We start from the raw sequence: 18,251 nt of genomic DNA on the forward strand, positions 1-18,251 counted from the left end.
TGGCCATTGGATACGATATAACAGGGCAGTTAATGTCTGCCCTGCATCTTTTAGGTATGGTTAGTATTGATAAGTGAGGTGCAGTTTGACTTCGCGACCAGGCGAAGGCACGCCATTAGATAGGTATGCTTCGTAGTAACGATCGGTTAAGTTTTTCACAACCGCGCCAACGCTCAAGCCTTCGACTTGTTGTATTTCCCAAACCACGTAAGCGTTTTGTAGCGTGTATTGCTCACTTGGCGATTTCACTTTTAAATTATTACCGCTTGCCTTGGTTTTGGTTTGCGCATCATACCAACGGACTTCCCAGCCCGTACGTAAACCAGGAATCCATTCGTAACCTAAACCCAGATTAATGTTTAATGGCGGTACATCAGGATGATCATCATCTGAACCTGTAGAGTCAGATAGGCTACCTTTGTTTTTGCCGCGAATGTAACTTGCTGAGAAATTACTGTAGAAATCTTCAATCCGGTATTGTGAAATTAGCTCAAAGCCATAGTTTTTAAAGCCATCTAGGTTTGTATTCCAGCTTTGTAACTCAGTAGTATTTTTGTCGAGGTTTTCGCCCGTTCGTATATCAACTGTGTCGCTAACATCGTTATAGAACATAGTTAACTCTGTTGCGAGGTTATCGCGAGAGTTCACCAGCCCTTCCGTTAAGTTGATAACGCTTGCTTGATAAGCATGGATACGAGACACGTCCAGATTCAAAGCAGTAGCCGTAGCGGTAGCTCGCGCATATTGCACTGAGTAGATGTTATCAACGGTTGGTGCTTTTAAAGCGTAGGCGTAGGAGGCGTTTAAACGCGTATTATTGCTCGCATCAAAGTCGATATCCAAACGTGGGCTAAAGCCTTTATGCGTCGTTTCACCATAGTCATGTCCGGCAGCTGGATCATTATAATCCGGCGCTGCGTTCCCTTTTCCTTCACTCTTGATGTATTCGTAACGCAGAGAAGGTGTGATTGTTAGGCGGTCTGTTGCTTGATAGTGATCAGCAATGTAAGCGGCATAAATTGACTGCGTGCCAGATGGTTCGTAGTAAGGGGTGTACCAACCGTAGTTTTTCGCTTCATTACTGTCGTATGATGCGTTGAATACTAACGAGTCTCTATCGGTTTTTTGATATTGAAGCCCAGTGACTAGAGTGTGGTCTCCGAATTGCGCTTGGTTAAACACATCAACGTAATCACGCTCGTAACTCAGCCATGACTCATGACCGTAGCTGCCAACAGAAACGAACATTTTCTCGAATGCTACGTCAGGGCGAACCCAATGACGATCGTTTTTGGAACGTGCCATTTTGATATTGAAATCAATATACGGGTTAGTCGGCATGTAGTGGTAAGAGATGGTTGTGGTGTTGTCCGTGTATTTGTTATCGACGGTGTAAGCGTATTGGGCTTTTTCTAATGAGCCGTATTTCTTGATATTGTATTCGGTGATGTTAGGCATTTTTCCGCGGCGGTTAGCCCAAGGTTTACGACCTTCATCTTTGTAGCGAGTGTGGCTAATTTCAAACTCGTGATCGTTGTTTTCATAACCGACCTTTACGAGCATGTTTTCTTGCTCATAACCTGAGTAATCCAGCGTTTCACCACCTCCGACTTTAATGTCATCAGAATCTTTTACCGAGCCATTCGCTAGAAAATAAAAACCAGTATCGTTTTTACCATAGAGTGTTAGCGTGTAGGCGTTCTCATCACCGTTAGTGTTGTATGCACTTGAGATGCGAGCACCAAAGTTTCTGTCGCCGTAAAGGAGATCATCGACACTTTTGGTTTTAATGCGAATGGAGCCACCAAACTTCCCGTTGAGTGCTCGATAGTCGTGCGCGCCCTTGATAATTTCTGCTTCGCCAATTAAGAACGGATCAAAAAAGAAGGTACCGTAGCGGTATTGTTGAAAGCCAATTGGAGCGCCATCGACAAAGACGGCGATATCGCTTGGATCATCAAAACCACGAATGTTAATACGTTCGCCACCAGAACGACCGCCACCATCTATTGATGCACCGGGAACGGCATCGATCATTGAGGCAAAATTAGAGTACTGTTGCTCTTCAATCTCTGACCAATTAATGGTGGTTTGCGCAGGCTCAGCAATGGTAATAGGTTTGGCATAACGAACGCCTATGACTTCAAGCTCTTCATTTGGCGTTGTCTCAGCATATGAATAAAGAGGGAAGAGCAAAGCCAGTGAAATGAGATTTACTTTGAATGGATGACTTATTAATCGTTTCATATTGATGATTTATAGTGTTTTTATGAAGCTCGGATTATAAGAACATTATTACGATTAATAAATGATAATGAGATTAATTATCAAATGTGTTTTTGCGATGGATTGTAAAGTTTTTTATCCATTCGTGGAAACTACGATAAGTATCGTTAGCGTACATAAAACAAAAAGCCCAGCATCATGGACGCTGAGCTTATTGGCTTTAAACAAGATAGTGCGAGCACTGTTGCTCCTTTTGAGCTAATCAGGCGCCTACTTGATAGGAATTACTGAGTTTCTAACGGTATCTGTCCGGTTGTCAGCGGCTCGGCATCGAATTCAGTGAGGCCTTCAATATAGCTTTCGACTGCTTGCTCTAAAGCATTATCACCTTGGTTAAAATAGGCAAGGTGGAAAATTGCATCGCCTTCGTTCACCAATGGTAATGTTTGTTGACCGATAACCAAACCACGCTTCGGGGCTTTTAGTTCTATCTCATCATGACCAAGAGGAGAGCTAATGTAAGCGAGCGATTCCCCCTGTTCTACTTTGTCTCCCAGATTAACGACAGTACGCAAAATGCCGTTACCTGACGCGCGAACCCAGCTGGTGGACTTCGCTATGATAGGCTCAGGCAGCTTTTTCCTGCTCGCACGCAACATACCAATGGCTTGCATTACGCGCCGAACCCCGAGTACACCAGCGCTTATCGAAAGTGGATCAAAACGCAATGCTTCGCCAGCTTCGTAGGTGAGCACTGGAATATCGCATTTTTCTGCTTCACTGCGTAAAGAGCCATCACGCAATGCTGAATCAACAATCACTGGCGTCGAAAATGCTTGAGCAATACGTAGAGTTTCTGGGTTGCTTAAGTTTGCGCGAATCTGTGGCAAGTTCGTGCGATGAATTGCCCCTGTGTGTAGATCCAAAATGTAGTCACAACGCTTGGCAATGTTGTTAAAGAACCCGTGTGCCATACGAGATGCAAGTGCGCCTTTTTCACTGCCAGGAAAGCAACGGTTGAGATCTCGTCGGTCGGGCAAGTAACGAGATTTATGGATGAAGCCAAAAACGTTAACGATAGGTACTGCAATGACAGTGCCTTTCAGTTTTTGTGGATCCAGTTGGTTAATGATCTGACGAACGATTTCTACGCCATTAAGCTCATCACCATGGATAGCAGCATTCACCATTAACACTGGTCCTTCTTGTTTCCCATGGATGATTTCCACAGGAATAGATAAAGGCGAATGTGTATATAGCTTCGCTGCTTCAAATTCGATCTCTAATCGTTGTCCTGGTTGTATTTGATGTCCTAAGAGCTCAAACACTTTGCTTTTTTTACTTCTGGCCATAAACCATCTCTGTCAAATGCGTCATCAGCAATGTAACAATTGCTGCAAAATCGCACTAATCATTCTCATTAAGGACACGACAAATTACTTTAATCGTCATGCGTGAAATTTTGGTATGTGTGAAGTTTTTGTTTTCAATATGATCTTTTCTATCAGTTTAATACATAACAAGACATAGAGAAGAGTGCGCAATAATAGCCTTAAAAAATGTGACTGTATTAAAAATAATACTGTTCATGGAGGACAAAAAAACGGACTTTTAACCCTACTTTTTATCCGATAATATCCGCGCCGAATTTGAGGTTTCACACTTTCTAACTAGAGGTTTTGATGAAAAAGGCAATTGCTAAAATTGGTGCATTGACTGCGGTAGCAGTTTCACTTTCAGGTTGCGTAGGTAGTAATGCCGTGACAGGTTATGTCATGGGGTTTAACTTGAAAGCTGTTGACAACCGTTACGCTCGAGGTGGTCTAAATATGCTTTTAGCGCCTGTTTATGGTGTCGCGATCGCAGCGGATTATATCGTGTTTAACTCTCTAGAATTTTGGACGGGTAAGAACCCGTTAAATGGTAAGCCACATATCTTCGATACAAAGGTAGATACTTACATTGATGTCAATCACCAGTTAGATAAGTCGTTAACGACGGCACCAATCGCACCATTAGCGGATAACCGTGTCATTGAGCAGGGGCGAATGCAGCAAATCGATGAGAACACTGTTCAAATGGATATTACTTACAGTAACGGTGAAAAGGCGACACTCATGGGTGTACGCGATGGTGAGTTTGTTACTTACTACATTGATGGTGAAGTTGCTGCACAAACCTCAATGGATGAATTAGCCGCTTACGCGCAAAACCGTGTGTAGTTGGGTTCAACTAAACCAAAAAAAGGGTGCCGTATGGCACCCTTTGTCATTTTTCGTGATTGAATTATGCTTTCTCTGGAATCGCTTCTAAAAGCGCGACCATCTGATCCCAGTACAACTGAACAGTATCAATCTTCACTTTCTCATCTGGAGAGTGAGGGAATTTTATTGTTGGACCGAAAGAAACCATATCCATGTGTGGGTATGGTTCTTTAAATAGGCCACACTCAAGACCAGCATGGATGACCATGATGTTCGGCTTATGACCGTAAATGCCTTCATACATATCACGGAAAATTGCCATGATCTCGGAATCTGCATCTGGCTTCCAGCCAGGGTAAGCGCCTGAGAACTGAATTTGTGCGCCTGCTAGCTCAGTAATCGAGCGCAGCATGCTTTCCACTTGGCTACGGCCAGAGTCAATGAGAGAACGAATCAAGCAAAGCACGGTGACTTTATTTTCTTCTGTGCTGATCACACCAACGTTTAGAGAGGTTTCAACAACGCCTTCCACCTCATCACTCATACGGATTACGCCGTTTGGACAAGCGTTAAGTGCCGCAATGAATCGTTGCTGATCGGCGATTGAAAATACTTGCGCGTCAGTCGTGATCGCTTCATTAAAGGTTACGATACCTGTTTCGATTTTACCCAATTCAGTTTTAAGCAGCTCAGTGTAGTGGTTGAACAGCTCAGCAAGTTTGTCTTGGTTTTCGACAGGAAGCGCGACAGTAACAAACGCTTCGCGAGGGATTGCATTACGTAAGCTACCACCACGGAATTCGACTAAACGTAAATCAAGCTCTTGAGCATGACCGGCAAGGAAACGACCAAGTAATTTGTTGGCATTACCGCGACCTGTGTGAATGTCACAACCTGAGTGACCACCTTTTAGGCCTTTCAGCGTCAGTTGGCGTGTTACAAAACCTGCAGGCGTTGATTCTCGAGAAATATCGAAAGTCATGGTGCCATCAACGCCACCTGCACAACCCATGTAGACTTCGCCTTCTTGCTCAGAGTCTGTATTTAGAAGAATCTCACCCTCTAACCAACCAGCTTCAAGGCCAAATGCGCCAGTCATGCCTGCTTCTTCATCAATCGTCAGCAGAACTTCGAGTGGACCGTGCTTAATATCTTTAGATGCCAATACAGCAAGGCAAGAAGCCATACCAATACCGTTATCTGCACCAAGCGTCGTGCCTTTCGCAGTTACCCATTCGCCATCGATGTAAGGCTGGATTGGATCTTTGGTGAAGTCGTGTTCAGTGTCTTCGTTTTTCTGCGGCACCATGTCGATGTGTGCTTGAAGTACAACAGCCTTCTTATTTTCCATTCCTGGTGTCGCGGGCTTTTTGATGAACACGTTACCGGTTGGATCACGGCGAACGTCAAAGCCTTGCTCTGTTGCCCAGTTGATAATGTACTGTGCTAATGCTTCTTCATGTTTCGATGGATGAGGGATAGAACAAATCTTATCGAAAAACTGCCAAAGTGGAGCAGGTGATAAGGTACTGATCTCAGAATGGAACTCAGACACGGAGGACTCCTTTTGATGTGCTTTGCCAAATATATACCGTAAAAATATTGTCAAGGTAGCATTAAATGCTAGACGATTTGGCCTTCAAATTGCCGTTAGCATACCACCAGATAAGGAGTACGAGTAGTCGCGATCACAAGGATTTCTCTCAGAACTGTCACAGTTTGTGAATACAATAACAAGCACTATGTGTTCTCTATCATACATTCTGAAAGTGGCTTTATTTTTTAATTCATAAAATTGTAATTTAATTACACGTAAACTTTGATAAAGGTCAATTTGTGCATTTTTTGTGATTCCAATCACTAAAATGCTTGTAATTAAATTTCTTGGTGGTATATTTGTAACCAGCTTCTGAGAGAAGAATGAAATGCTCAAAGGATGAGTCCGTTTTATCGCCTCCAAGGAACCGAGAAATCAACGAATGTTTAATTGATTTAAAAGGTGATAGTTATGAAAGGTTTACCAAGTACAATGTTCTGGAATAGCAAGTCTGTTTACACCGGTAACTTTGTATACCCAACAAGCTTTGGCTACTAAGTGAAGTCAACGCATGTGACTCGAACAGTTTGTTCACCCCTATAAATTGGAATTTTTTTTCAGTGATAGTGCTGACATGATTCACCGCCACCCAAATTGGGTGGCGTTTTTTTATCTCTATTTTCTCTTCCTGACTCACTTATTGTCATCAAAGCCTTCTTCTATTCCCCATTCTTCGGTTTTATCGACTTTTCCACCAAATCTGTTAGATACCATGTTAAAAATGGGCCTTTTTCATCTGAAAGTTTAGTACATTGCTCAGTTTTTATTCTCTTTTAGGGAACTGTGTTATCTAGGTTACCTATTGTTTTGTAAGAATATATTCCTTTGCCTACTTTGATAGGTTAGAGAATGTGTTTCATATCCAAAGAAAAAAAACGCATTAGAGTGAAGATTCTATCTAGAATTTGCTATTTGATAACTTTATAATTCCCGCCAATCGATTACGCAACCGTTTACTTTTTTACCTTTACAGGATTCGATCATGCTCGAGAGGCTTTTTAAACTCAGTGAAAATGGCACAAATGTGCGTACTGAGATCATTGCAGGTGTTACGACCTTCCTAACTATGGCTTACATTATTTTTGTAAACCCAGCGATCCTGTCGGATACCGGTATGGACCGTGGTGCCATTTTTGTCGCGACTTGTCTTGCTGCCGCAATCGGCTGTTTTATTATGGGATTTGTTGCGAATTACCCAATCGCACAGGCACCAGGAATGGGCCTGAACGCATTTTTCACTTACTCTGTTGTATTGGGAATGGGTTATACGTGGCAAGTTGCGTTAGCGGCTGTATTTGTTTCTGGCCTTCTGTTCATTCTTTTAAGCGTATTTAAGATCCGTGAGTGGATTATTAACTCGATCCCGCATTCTCTACGAACAGGTATTTCAGCTGGTATTGGTCTTTTCTTAGCGTTTATCGCATTAAAAAATGCAGGTATCGTCGTTGATAACCCAGCGACATTAGTTTCTATGGGAGAGATCACATCATTGCCATCTGTATTGGCCGCGATTGGCTTCTTTCTTACGATTGCACTGGTTCACCGTGGTGTGAAAGGTGCGGTGATGATCGCCATTCTTGGCGTTACAGCGCTCGGTCTTCTATTTGGTGATGTGCAGTGGGGCGGTATTATGTCAACGCCACCAAGCATTGCGCCAACTTTCATGCAACTGGATTTCTCTGGTTTGTTTGAAGTAGGCATGATTTCCGTCGTATTTGCTTTCCTATTTGTCGATTTATTTGACACCGCAGGTACGCTCGTTGGCGTTTCTCAAAAAGCAGGTCTAACTGATGAGAATGGCAACATCCCTCGTTTAAACAAAGCGTTACTTGCAGACTCAACAGCAACGTCAGTAGGTGCATTACTTGGTACCTCCAACACGACATCTTATATTGAAAGCGTTTCTGGTGTGGCTGCGGGTGGGCGTACTGGTCTAACAGCCGTGGTTGTTGGTGTACTCTTCCTACTTGCTCTATTGTTCTCACCACTTGCGGGTATGATCCCTGCTTATGCAACGTCAGGTGCGCTATTCTATGTGGCGATCTTGATGCTGTCTGGGCTAGTAAGCATTGATTGGCGTGACCTAACTGAAGCGTCCCCAGTTGTTGTGACTTGTTTAGTTATGCCGCTAACATTCTCGATTGCAGAAGGTATCACGTTAGGCTTTATCGCATACGCGGCGATCAAGTTATTCAGCGGTAAGGGCCGTGAAGTGTCGATGAGTGTATGGGTGATGTCAGCCATCTTCATCGTTAAATACCTCGTCGGTTAATTTCTCGAGCAAAAAGCCAGTGTGGATTTATTCACGCTGGCTTTTTCTTTTTTTACGTTGTTCACAGAAGACGGTTTTTCTGCGGAATAGGCAGAGAATTTTGATATCACCGTTGGTATTAGCGGTGTGTTTCGGTAGAATAATCGTTTGCGCAGCTTGAAATCCTCGTCTCCAAACATTTTGGAGAAGTTAGTGAGCATTCCGCTTTTGAGTGACTTCGCTAGATTTTGAGGATGCATATTTTCAAATTATTAGGTTATTACAATGAGTAAAAAATTCATTATCACTTGGGATGCAATGCAGACTTACTGCCGTGAACTGGCTGAGAAACAAATGCCAGCTGAGCAATGGAAAGGAATTTGGGCGGTAAGCCGCGGCGGTTTGGTTCCTGGCGCTATTTTGGCTCGTGAACTGGGTATTCGTTACGTTGATACAATCTGTATTTCAAGCTACGACCATGATCATCAGCGCGATATGACGGTACTAAAAGCACCTGAAGGTGATGGCGAAGGTTACCTAATCGTTGAAGACCTAGTAGACAGTGGTGATACAGCGCGCAAACTACGTGAGATGTATCCAAAAGCGAAAATGATCGCTGTGTGTGCGAAACCATCAGGCAAAGAGCTGCTGGATGATTACGTTGTAGATATTGCTCAAGACACTTGGATCGAGCAGCCTTGGGATATGTCAATCCAGTATGCTGAGCCAGTAAACCGCAAGCAAAAATAAGCGCGGTTAAAGAATATTGAGAAATGCCCCTTTATAGGGGCATTTTTTTTATTATGATATTAAATCATGCTAATAGCCTAGGGTTCTTCCTATGTCTGAAGACGTCAGTAAAAATCTTTCCGAAACTTTGTTCGTGAAACATAAGCAAGCAAAAGAAACCTCCGCGCTTACCCAGTACATGCCGACCAGTAAAAAAATACTTGATGAACGAGAAGCGCAAGGTGATCGTGCTTGGTATCGTCATTTGCGTCGCTTGCAATGGGCTTGGCAAGGATTGTCTCCGATCGAAATGGAAGGCGTACTGTCCAAAATTGCTTCATCTTCTCACTCGCGAACCAATGATGATTGGTTAGACACTGTAATGGGTTATCACAGTGGTAACTGGACATTTGAGTGGATCAAGCTTGGTATGGATCATCAGAAGCGAGCAAATGAAATGCAAGGAGAAGAGGCAGCGGATGAACTCTTCACTGCTTCTTTGTGTTTTAGTATTGCAGGCTACCCACATTTAAAAAATGACAACTTGGCATCGCAAGCTCAAGTTCTGGCAAACAAAGCGTATTCTGACGGCGCAGAAAAAACTAAGTACACCATCAAGCAAATTGAAGTGCCTTACCAAAATCGCAAAATCATCGCGAACCTCCATTTACCAAGAACGGATAAACAGTTGCCTGTGGTAATGGTGAGCGCTGGTTTGGATACCCTACAAACCGACATGTGGCGTTTGTTCCGTAATCGTCTTGCACCGCGAGATATTGCGATGTTAACCGTGGACATGCCTTCGGTAGGGCATAGCTCTCATTGGCCCTTGACCGAGAATTCAAGTTGCCTACATCAAGCGGTATTGAATGAGCTTTACTCGCTACCTTGGGTTGATCATCACAAAGTGGGGTTAGTTGGGTTTCGTTTTGGTGGTAATGCCATGATCAGACTCTCTTTTGTCGAGCAAGAAAAGATCAAAGCTTGTGTCGCTCTAGGCGCACCCGTACATGATATTTTTACTTCCCCTCAGAAGTTGCAAAAAATGCCGAAGATGTACTTAGATCTTTTGGCTTCCCGTTTGGGGAAAAATGCGGTTGATATTAATAGCATGGCTGGTCAGATGATGGCGTGGTCATTGAAGGTTCAGGGCTTCCTGAGCAGTCGAAAAACCAAAGTGCCTATTTTGGCTTTGAGTCTTGAAGGCGATCCAGTGTCGCCACACAGTGATAATCAACTTGTTGCTCTATTTAGCCAGTATGGTAGAGCGAAAAAAATCAGTTCCAAAACAATTACAAAAGGATATGAGCAATCCCTCGATTTAGCCATAAAGTGGCTAGAAGATGAATTATTAGGGTGACAATTCTCCTAAATTAGTTAAGAGTGATATATCTGAGCAAAAAATAAGCTCATGATAATTAAAAATAATAATCATTCTTGGGTGTTTACTTTTAACTATGAAAACGGAGATTCATATGTCAGAGACGACTCAGGGCCCGACTCACTTTCGCTTGATGTCTAAGTTGAAGGCGATAGGGCCTTACCTGCGCGAACCACAATCGCAAGAAGGGCGCTATTATTTTGATTGTTTATCTGTATGTGTAGACGACAAAAAATCGCCTGAGAAGCGTGAATTTTGGGGCTGGTGGATGGATTTGGAATCCATCGAGGGAGGCTTTACTGCTAAATATCATATTGGCAAGTACAACAAAGAAGGGCAATGGGTATCTGAAGCCCTTCCCAAAAAAGTGGTAGAGGAAGTGTATCTCACGCAGAGCACATTCCATCAAAAGCTGGTTGATACTTTAGAAGAACACTTCAAATTAGAAGTCGAATATCACACGGAGTCTTTCGATTTCGCTTAATTTGGTTGTTTTCATTTAATACCAAACAAAAAGGTGCGAAAACGCACCTTTTCTCTTGTTAATTCCCTATTTGATTGTTAAAACATCCCTCTTTATTTGTTTTTCACTTCAGAAGACATCATGACAACGAATCAACAAAATGCAGTTGTTTCACAACCACAAACTGTCGTTGTGAAACTGGGTACAAGTGTGCTGACAGGCGGCACTTTGGCGCTCGACCGTGCACACATGGTTGAGTTAGCACGCCAGTGTGCTGAGCTTAAAAAACAAGGCCATTCAATCGTAATGGTTTCGTCTGGTGCGATTGCAGCAGGCCGTGAGCATCTTGGTTACCCCGCATTGCCCAACGAGATGGCGAGTAAGCAGTTACTTGCCGCGGTGGGGCAGAGTCGCTTGATTCAAACATGGGAGTCTTTGTTTGGTATTTATGGTATCAAGATCGGCCAAATGCTACTAACCCGTGCCGATTTAGAAGATCGTGAGCGATTCCTTAACGCGCGTGACACTATTAATGCGCTCGTTGCGAACGATATTGTTCCTATCGTAAACGAAAATGATGCCGTTGCGACTAGCGAGATTAAAGTTGGCGATAACGACAACCTTTCCGCTTTGGTAGGCATTTTATGTGGTGCAGATAAGCTCTTGCTTTTAACGGACCAAAAAGGTCTGTTTACTGCTGACCCTCGTAGAGATCCGAACGCAGAGCTTATCAAGGAAGTAAAAACCATCGACGATACGCTGCGTAAAATCGCAGGTGGAAGCGGTACAACATTGGGTACTGGTGGTATGGCAACGAAGCTGCAAGCCGCAGACATCGCTCGCCGCGCAGGTATAGAGGTTATTATTGCTGCTGGTAGTGCGCCGAATGTTATCTTTGACTCTTTAAGTGCTGAACCTCAGGGCACGCGCTTCCTACCTTGCGCTGAAGCCTTAGAGAACCGTAAACGCTGGATTCTAGCGGGACCTGCGGCATCGGGCGACATCATTATTGATGATGGTGCAGTCAATGCTGTGGTCGGCAAGGGCAGTAGCCTACTTGCTAAAGGGGTCATCAAAGTTAGTGGTGACTTCGCACGAGGCGAAGTGGCGCGTGTAACAAACGCTCACGGTAAGTTGGTGGCTCGTGGCATCAGCGCCTACTCAAGTGATGACCTAACTAAAATTACGGGTAAGCACAGTAAAGATATCATCTCTATTTTGGGTCATGATTATGGCTCTGAGGTGATTCACCGCGATGATTTGGTCGTCATTCAGGAATAGAATTAGAGGGAAGCAAAGTGGATTTAACGAATATGGGTAAAGCTGCTAAAGATGCAGCTTTCGAATTAGCGACAGCGTCAACTGCGCAAAAAAACCAAGCATTAGCCATCATTGCTGATGAGCTAGAAGCAAACTCTGCTGCTATTTTGGCGGCAAACGCTAAAGACATCGAACTTGGCTGTGAAGCGGGTTTAACCGATGCGCTGCTCGATCGCCTTTTGCTTAATGAAGAACGATTGACTGCAATTGCGAATGATGTTCGCAACGTCATTAGCTTGAACGATCCTGTAGGCAGCGAAATAGACAGTAAGGTACTGGAAAATGGGATGTCACTGTCTCGTCGTCGCGTGCCGCTTGGTGTCGTGGGCGTAATTTATGAAGCGCGTCCAAACGTAACCATTGATATCGCAGCGTTGTGCTTGAAAACCGGCAACGCAAGCATTTTACGTGGTGGCAAAGAGACCTTTTTCTCGAATATGGAATTAGTGAAGGTTATTCAGTCTGCGCTCGCAAAGGCGAACCTTCCAGCCGCTTCTGTGCAGTACATTGAAAAACCAGATCGTGAGCTTGTTTCTCAATTGCTTAAGTTGGACGATTACGTCGACATGATCATTCCACGCGGTGGTGCTGGCCTACACAAAATGTGTAAAGAAAACAGCACGATTCCGGTGATTATTGGTGGCTTTGGTATCAGCCATATCTTTGTCGACGAATCCGCTGATCTAGAGAAATCCCTGAATGTGGTTGAGAACTCTAAAGTTCAACGTCCATCTGCGTGTAACTCATTAGATACGCTGCTCGTGCATGAAAAAATTGCAGCGCAATTCCTACCAATGATCGTAGAGCGCATGAACGATAAAGTGACCTTCGTGACAGAGCCTAAGGCAAAAGCACTGATGGCTCAAGCAACACAAATTCGCGATGCTGTTGAAGGTGACTTTGATACGGAATGGTTGAGCTACACTCTTGGTGTAAAAGTTGTGTCTGATGTGAAAGATGCCATTGATCATATGCGTGTCCATAACGCGAGCCACTCAGATGCGATCATGACCAATAGTTTGGAAAACTCAGAACTGTTCATCAATTCTGTCGGTTCGGCGGCGGTTTATGTGAATGCTTCAACGCGCTTTACAGACGGTGCGCAATTTGGCCTTGGCGCAGAAGTCGCAGTATCTACGCAAAAGCTACATGCACGCGGTCCGATGGGCTTAGAAGAGCTAACTAGCTACAAGTGGGTTGGTAAAGCGAACTACTTAGCACGCAGTTAACACATTCGACGAGATATTGAGTGAAAAAGGGGCCTTTGCGCCCCTTTTTGTTTTGTCTAACATACCAATTCCGCTACACTACATGAGCTTTTATTTCGGTTTGAAAGCGTTATACCCAAATAGCTTTAATAGAGTCCGTATAACCATGAACGCGTGGTTTCCGTGATTGCTCATGAGGTTATTTTGGTATAGATATGGAGGTGATATGCATTGTCCTTTTTGTTCCGAGAACGATACCAAAGTTATTGATTCCCGCTTAGTGGCTGATGGCCATCAAGTTCGACGTCGCCGTCAGTGCTTGGCGTGTAGCGAGCGTTTCACTACGTTTGAAAGCGCAGAGTTAGTGATGCCTAAAGTGATCAAATCGAATGGCAACCGTGAACCATTTGATGAAGATAAAATGGTTGGCGGTATTCAACGCGCTTTAGAGAAACGCCCAGTGAGTGCCGATTCTATAGAGTTAGCGATCAGTATGATCAAATCACAACTGCGTGCGACGGGTGAGCGAGAGGTTCCGAGTGAAATGATTGGTAATTTAGTCATGGACCAGCTCAAAGAGCTCGATAAGGTGGCTTACATTCGTTTCGCTTCCGTTTACCGAAGCTTTGAAGATATTCGCGAGTTTGGCGAAGAGATTGCCCGCCTAGAAGACTGAGTAGCTCATGACTCAACACACTCCTGAAAGAGCGTTTTCTGATTTAGATTTCGCCATGATGTCACGAGCTATTAAGTTAGCGAAACGTGGCATTTATACCACCGCCCCTAATCCAAATGTAGGGTGTGTCATCGTTCGTGATGAAGAAATTGTCGGTGAAGGCTATCACCATCGTGCTGGTGAGCCGCATGCCGAAGTGCACGCGATGCGCATGGCGGGTGAAAAAGCGGTTGGTGCAACCGCTTATGTGACGCTAGAACCTTGCTCTCATTACGGCCGTACACCGCCATGTGCCGAAGGGCTGATTAAAGCCAAAGTGGCACGTGTGGTTTGCGCCATGGTAGACCCAAACCCGAAAGTTGCAGGTCGCGGCATCCAGATGTTGCGTGATGCCGGAGTTGAAGTACAAATCGGCTTGTTAGAGCAAGATGCCCTTGCCCTTAACCCTGGTTTTATAAAGTACATGCGTACAGGCATGCCGTTTGTTCAATTAAAAATGGCAGCCAGTTTGGATGGGCAAAGCGCACTCAGTAATGGTCAGAGCCAATGGATCACCTCCCCAGCGGCCCGCCAAGATGTGCAGCGTTATCGAGCGATAAGTGGTGGCATTCTTTCTACTAGCAAAACGGTGATTGATGATAATGCATCACTCAATGTGCGCTGGGATGACTTACCTAATAGTGTTCAAGCGCAGTATTTACAAGAAGAGCTTCGTCAACCAGTACGTGTAATCTTAGACCGTCAGAACCATTTAACTGATGCGCTCAAGCTGTTCCATACCGATGGAGAACGAGTTATTGTTCGCTCTGATGGAGACTGTATCCCTCTATTGGACAGCGCTGACCAAATTGACTTATCAACGACATTAAAACGTATCTCGGATGAGCACCACATCAATCACTTATGGGTTGAAGCTGGAGCTACGCTAGCGAGTGCGATGATAAAGGCTAATCTTGTAGATGAGCTCATTGTTTACCTTGCGCCAAAACTCATGGGCAGCGATGGTCGGGGGCTTATCGGTGCTTTAGGGTTAAGCGCTATGGCTGACGTCATAGATTTAAACATTACAGACGTTCGTATGGTTGGGGTAGACATTCGCATCACCGCCACCATAAAACGTAATGAAATTAGATAAGAAATAGTATGTTTACAGGAATAGTAGAAGCAGTGGGCAAGTTAGCTGCGATTACGCCGAAGGGCGAAGACATCACCGTCACGGTTGAAACGGGTACGCTTGATATGTCAGACGTTAAGTTAGGCGATAGCATTGCGACCAATGGTGTTTGCTTAACGGTAGTTGACTTCGGAAGCCACTATTACAGTGCTGATCTGTCATTAGAAACCTTGAAGAAAACTGGGTTTGCTGATTACCAAGTAGGCGATAAGGTGAATCTAGAAAAAGCCATGTTGCCAACAACGCGATTGGGTGGACATATCGTTTCTGGCCATGTCGATGGGGTTGGTGAAATTGTCGAACGCAATTCAGTTGGCCGTGCGATAGAGTTTTGGGTTGCAATGCCTGCGGAAATTAGCAAGTACGTTGCAGAGAAAGGCTCGATTACTGTTGATGGTATTAGCCTAACCGTCAACGACTTACGTAAAAATGCTTTTAAGCTGACGATCGTTCCTCATACGAGTGAAGAAACTACGATTGACCAGTTTCAAGTGGGGCGCAAAGTCAACTTAGAAGTTGATGTACTTGCGCGTTATATGGAGCGTTTACTGCAAGGACAACAAGAAGATAAGGCCGAGTCTCGTATCACGATGGACTTTTTACAGCAAAACGGTTTTGCATAAGTCTTGGGAGTGGCTGCGTGAGGCATGCGATAAAGAGCAGACTCACAGAACACCGCGAGATTCATTGACTTGCTTAATGCAAAGCTCAAACTATTGACCTAACTAGCATTCACTGCAACGTAATTTTTCATTGCTGTCGCAATAACAAATTTAGAATAACGGGATAACAGACTATGCCAATCAGTACGCCACAAGAAATTATTGATGATATTCGCGCAGGCAAAATGGTCATCCTAATGGATGATGAAGACCGCGAGAATGAAGGTGACTTGATCATGGCTGCCGAGCATATTACGCCGGAAGCCATCAACTTTATGGCAACCTATGGCCGTGGCCTGATTTGTTTAACCATGACCAAAGATCGTTGCGAAAGTCTAGGTCTGCCACCAATGGTGCAAGACAATAATGCGCAATACACCACCAACTTTACTGTTTCGATTGAGGCAGCAGAAGGGGTAACGACTGGTATTTCAGCCGCAGATCGCGCACGTACCGTTCAAGCAGCAGTCGCGCCAAACGCTAAAGCTGCGGATTTGGTGCAGCCTGGTCACATCTTCCCTCTCGCAGCTCAAGACGGCGGTGTACTGACTCGCGCAGGTCACACTGAAGCTGGCTGTGATTTGGCTCGTCTTGCTGGTTTAGAGCCAGCATCGGTGATTGTTGAGATCTTAAATGACGACGGCACCATGGCTCGTCGCCCAGATCTAGAGATCTTTGCAGAGAAGCACGGTATTAAATTGGGCACTATTGCCGACCTAATTGAGTACCGCAATAACACTGAGACAACGATTGAACGTGTGGCAGAGTGCAAGCTACCGACAGAGTTTGGCGAGTTCACGTTAGTCACTTACAAAGACACCATTGATAACCAAGTGCACTACGCAATGTGCAAGGGCGATTTGAAAGAAAAAGCGCCACTGGTTCGCGTTCATCTTCAAGACGTTTTTACCGACTTACTACGTAGCGATCGTAATGCAGAGCGCAGCTGGACACTAGATAAGGCAATGAAACGCATTGGTGAAGAAGGCGGTGTGCTGGTTGTTCTTGGCCATGAAGAATCGACCGATCTACTTATTCATCGCGTGAAGATGTTCGAAGCGCAAGACAAAGGTGAAGCCCCAACGCTTGCTAAAAAACAAGGCACGTCTCGCCGTGTTGGCGTTGGTTCACAGATTCTTGCGGATCTCGGTGTACATGATATGCGCCTTCTGTCATCGACCAACAAAAAGTACCACGCGTTAGGTGGTTTTGGTCTGAACGTTGTTGAGTACGTCTGCGAGTAACAACCGAACAATAAGTTCCTAGTCTTTGACGTGCTTAACTCGTCAATGGCTAGGAACCGGTGATTTGCCTTCAATTTCCATTAGATATTGCTCACAAATTTGTGCTAGAATCCGGCGATTCTCACTTGATGAACATATTTCACTTATAAATAGAGTTAAAGGAAAGCTTATGAAAGTGATCGAGGGTGGCTTCCCAGCGCCAAATGCAAAAATTGCTATCGTTATTTCTCGTTTCAACAGTTTTATTAACGAAAGCCTACTTTCTGGTGCGATCGATACACTAAAGCGTCACGGACAAGTAAGCGAAGACAACATCACGGTTGTGCGTTGTCCAGGTGCCGTAGAACTACCTCTAGTAGCTCAGCGTGTTGCTAAAACTGGCAAATTCGACGCTATTGTTTCTCTAGGGTCTGTTATTCGCGGTGGAACGCCTCACTTTGACTATGTTTGTAGTGAAATGAACAAAGGTCTAGCACAAGTGTCTATGGAATTCAGCATTCCAGTAGCATTTGGTGTTTTGACTGTTGATACGATCGATCAAGCGATTGAACGCGCAGGAACCAAGGCTGGTAATAAAGGTGCAGAGGCTGCACTAAGCGCACTTGAAATGATTAATGTACTATCTGAAATTGATTCCTAATGGGGGCCAGTGTGAAACCAGCCGCACGTCGTAACGCACGTCAATTCGCTCTACAGGCGATCTACTCATGGCAAATTACTAAAGAGAATGTTGCCAAGATTGAAGAACAGTTTTTGTCTGGCGACAAATACGATGAAGAAGAACTTCATGCATCTGAGCCAGCGCTTGCTGCTCCAGAGACAGACGTAGCTTACTTCCGTGAACTATTAAGCGGTGTTGTACTTAGCCACGCTGAGCTAGATAGCAAAATTCGTCCATACATTTCTCGTCCTATGCAGGATTTAGATATGATGGAACTTGCTCTTCTTCGCCTTGCTATGTACGAGATGACTCGTCGCGAAGATGTTCCTTACAAAGTTGTTATCAATGAAGCGATTGAACTTGCAAAAGTTTTCGCAGCAGAAGATAGCCACAAGTTTGTGAATGGTGTACTTGATAAAGCAGCACCTCACATTCGTAAGAAATAACGATTTCTT

Annotated in this window: 16 protein-coding genes; 13 read left to right on the plus strand and 3 right to left on the minus strand. The window is 44.4% G+C overall.

The genetic code is table 11. The features are described from left to right. Window positions 1–60: 60 nt before the first annotated feature. Window positions 61–2,247, minus strand: a complete 2,187-nt coding sequence (locus tag R7O12_RS20575; protein WP_064369026.1) for a TonB-dependent receptor domain-containing protein — start codon at window positions 2,245–2,247, stop codon at window positions 61–63. A 263-nt stretch (window positions 2,248–2,510) separates the two neighbouring features. Then, a complete protein-coding gene (locus R7O12_RS20580) occupies window positions 2,511–3,578 on the minus strand; it encodes a succinylglutamate desuccinylase/aspartoacylase family protein (protein ID WP_005381597.1) in 1,068 nt (355 codons plus the stop codon). Between the two features lie 330 nt (window positions 3,579–3,908). Here R7O12_RS20580 and R7O12_RS20585 point away from each other — a divergent pair, with 330 nt between their 5' ends. Continuing rightward, complete coding sequence (locus R7O12_RS20585; RefSeq protein ID WP_005381596.1) at window positions 3,909–4,448, plus strand: DUF3332 domain-containing protein; 540 nt, start codon at window positions 3,909–3,911, stop codon at window positions 4,446–4,448. A gap of 64 nt (window positions 4,449–4,512) precedes the next feature. Here R7O12_RS20585 and R7O12_RS20590 read toward each other — a convergent pair whose 3' ends face one another. Next, complete coding sequence (locus R7O12_RS20590; RefSeq protein WP_005381594.1) at window positions 4,513–5,985, minus strand: aminoacyl-histidine dipeptidase; 1,473 nt, start codon at window positions 5,983–5,985, stop codon at window positions 4,513–4,515. A gap of 1,024 nt (window positions 5,986–7,009) precedes the next feature. Here R7O12_RS20590 and R7O12_RS20595 point away from each other — a divergent pair. From R7O12_RS20595 to nusB, 12 genes are all read left to right on the plus strand, one after another. Next, window positions 7,010–8,299, plus strand: coding sequence for an NCS2 family permease (locus R7O12_RS20595; protein ID WP_005381592.1), 1,290 nt, complete (start codon window positions 7,010–7,012; stop codon window positions 8,297–8,299). Between the two features lie 264 nt (window positions 8,300–8,563). Further along, window positions 8,564–9,028, plus strand: a complete 465-nt coding sequence (gene tet(34) / locus R7O12_RS20600) for an oxytetracycline resistance phosphoribosyltransferase domain-containing protein Tet(34) (RefSeq protein ID WP_005381590.1) — start codon at window positions 8,564–8,566, stop codon at window positions 9,026–9,028. A 91-nt stretch (window positions 9,029–9,119) separates the two neighbouring features. Then, complete coding sequence (gene frsA / locus R7O12_RS20605; RefSeq protein ID WP_005381586.1) at window positions 9,120–10,367, plus strand: esterase FrsA; 1,248 nt, start codon at window positions 9,120–9,122, stop codon at window positions 10,365–10,367. A 115-nt stretch (window positions 10,368–10,482) separates the two neighbouring features. Further along, entirely contained in the window at window positions 10,483–10,872 is a 390-nt protein-coding gene (gene crl / locus R7O12_RS20610; protein ID WP_005381584.1) for a sigma factor-binding protein Crl, read from the plus strand. Window positions 10,873–10,992: 120 nt separating this feature from the next. Then, complete coding sequence (proB, locus tag R7O12_RS20615; protein WP_017820604.1) at window positions 10,993–12,132, plus strand: glutamate 5-kinase; 1,140 nt, start codon at window positions 10,993–10,995, stop codon at window positions 12,130–12,132. 17 nt (window positions 12,133–12,149) lie between these two features. Beyond that, entirely contained in the window at window positions 12,150–13,400 is a 1,251-nt protein-coding gene (locus R7O12_RS20620) for a glutamate-5-semialdehyde dehydrogenase (protein ID WP_318126321.1), read from the plus strand. Between the two features lie 205 nt (window positions 13,401–13,605). Beyond that, a complete protein-coding gene (gene nrdR / locus R7O12_RS20625; RefSeq protein ID WP_005381578.1) occupies window positions 13,606–14,055 on the plus strand; it encodes a transcriptional regulator NrdR in 450 nt (149 codons plus the stop codon). 7 nt (window positions 14,056–14,062) lie between these two features. Continuing rightward, complete coding sequence (gene ribD, locus R7O12_RS20630) at window positions 14,063–15,190, plus strand: bifunctional diaminohydroxyphosphoribosylaminopyrimidine deaminase/5-amino-6-(5-phosphoribosylamino)uracil reductase RibD (RefSeq protein ID WP_158157276.1); 1,128 nt, start codon at window positions 14,063–14,065, stop codon at window positions 15,188–15,190. An 8-nt stretch (window positions 15,191–15,198) separates the two neighbouring features. Beyond that, window positions 15,199–15,852, plus strand: coding sequence for a riboflavin synthase (locus R7O12_RS20635; RefSeq protein WP_005383626.1), 654 nt, complete (start codon window positions 15,199–15,201; stop codon window positions 15,850–15,852). Between the two features lie 173 nt (window positions 15,853–16,025). Further along, window positions 16,026–17,135 (plus strand): bifunctional 3,4-dihydroxy-2-butanone-4-phosphate synthase/GTP cyclohydrolase II, encoded by a 1,110-nt coding sequence (ribBA, locus tag R7O12_RS20640; protein WP_005381573.1) that lies wholly within the window; start codon window positions 16,026–16,028, stop codon window positions 17,133–17,135. A 169-nt stretch (window positions 17,136–17,304) separates the two neighbouring features. After that, complete coding sequence (gene ribE, locus R7O12_RS20645) at window positions 17,305–17,775, plus strand: 6,7-dimethyl-8-ribityllumazine synthase (protein ID WP_005381572.1); 471 nt, start codon at window positions 17,305–17,307, stop codon at window positions 17,773–17,775. After that, window positions 17,775–18,242: a transcription antitermination factor NusB gene (nusB, locus tag R7O12_RS20650; protein WP_005381571.1), complete on the plus strand. Its 468-nt coding sequence runs from the start codon at window positions 17,775–17,777 to the stop codon at window positions 18,240–18,242. The genes ribE and nusB overlap by 1 nt, the downstream gene beginning before the upstream one ends. The last annotated feature ends 9 nt before the right edge of the window (window positions 18,243–18,251 follow it).

This window comes from Vibrio sp. Vb1574, assembly GCF_033338675.1.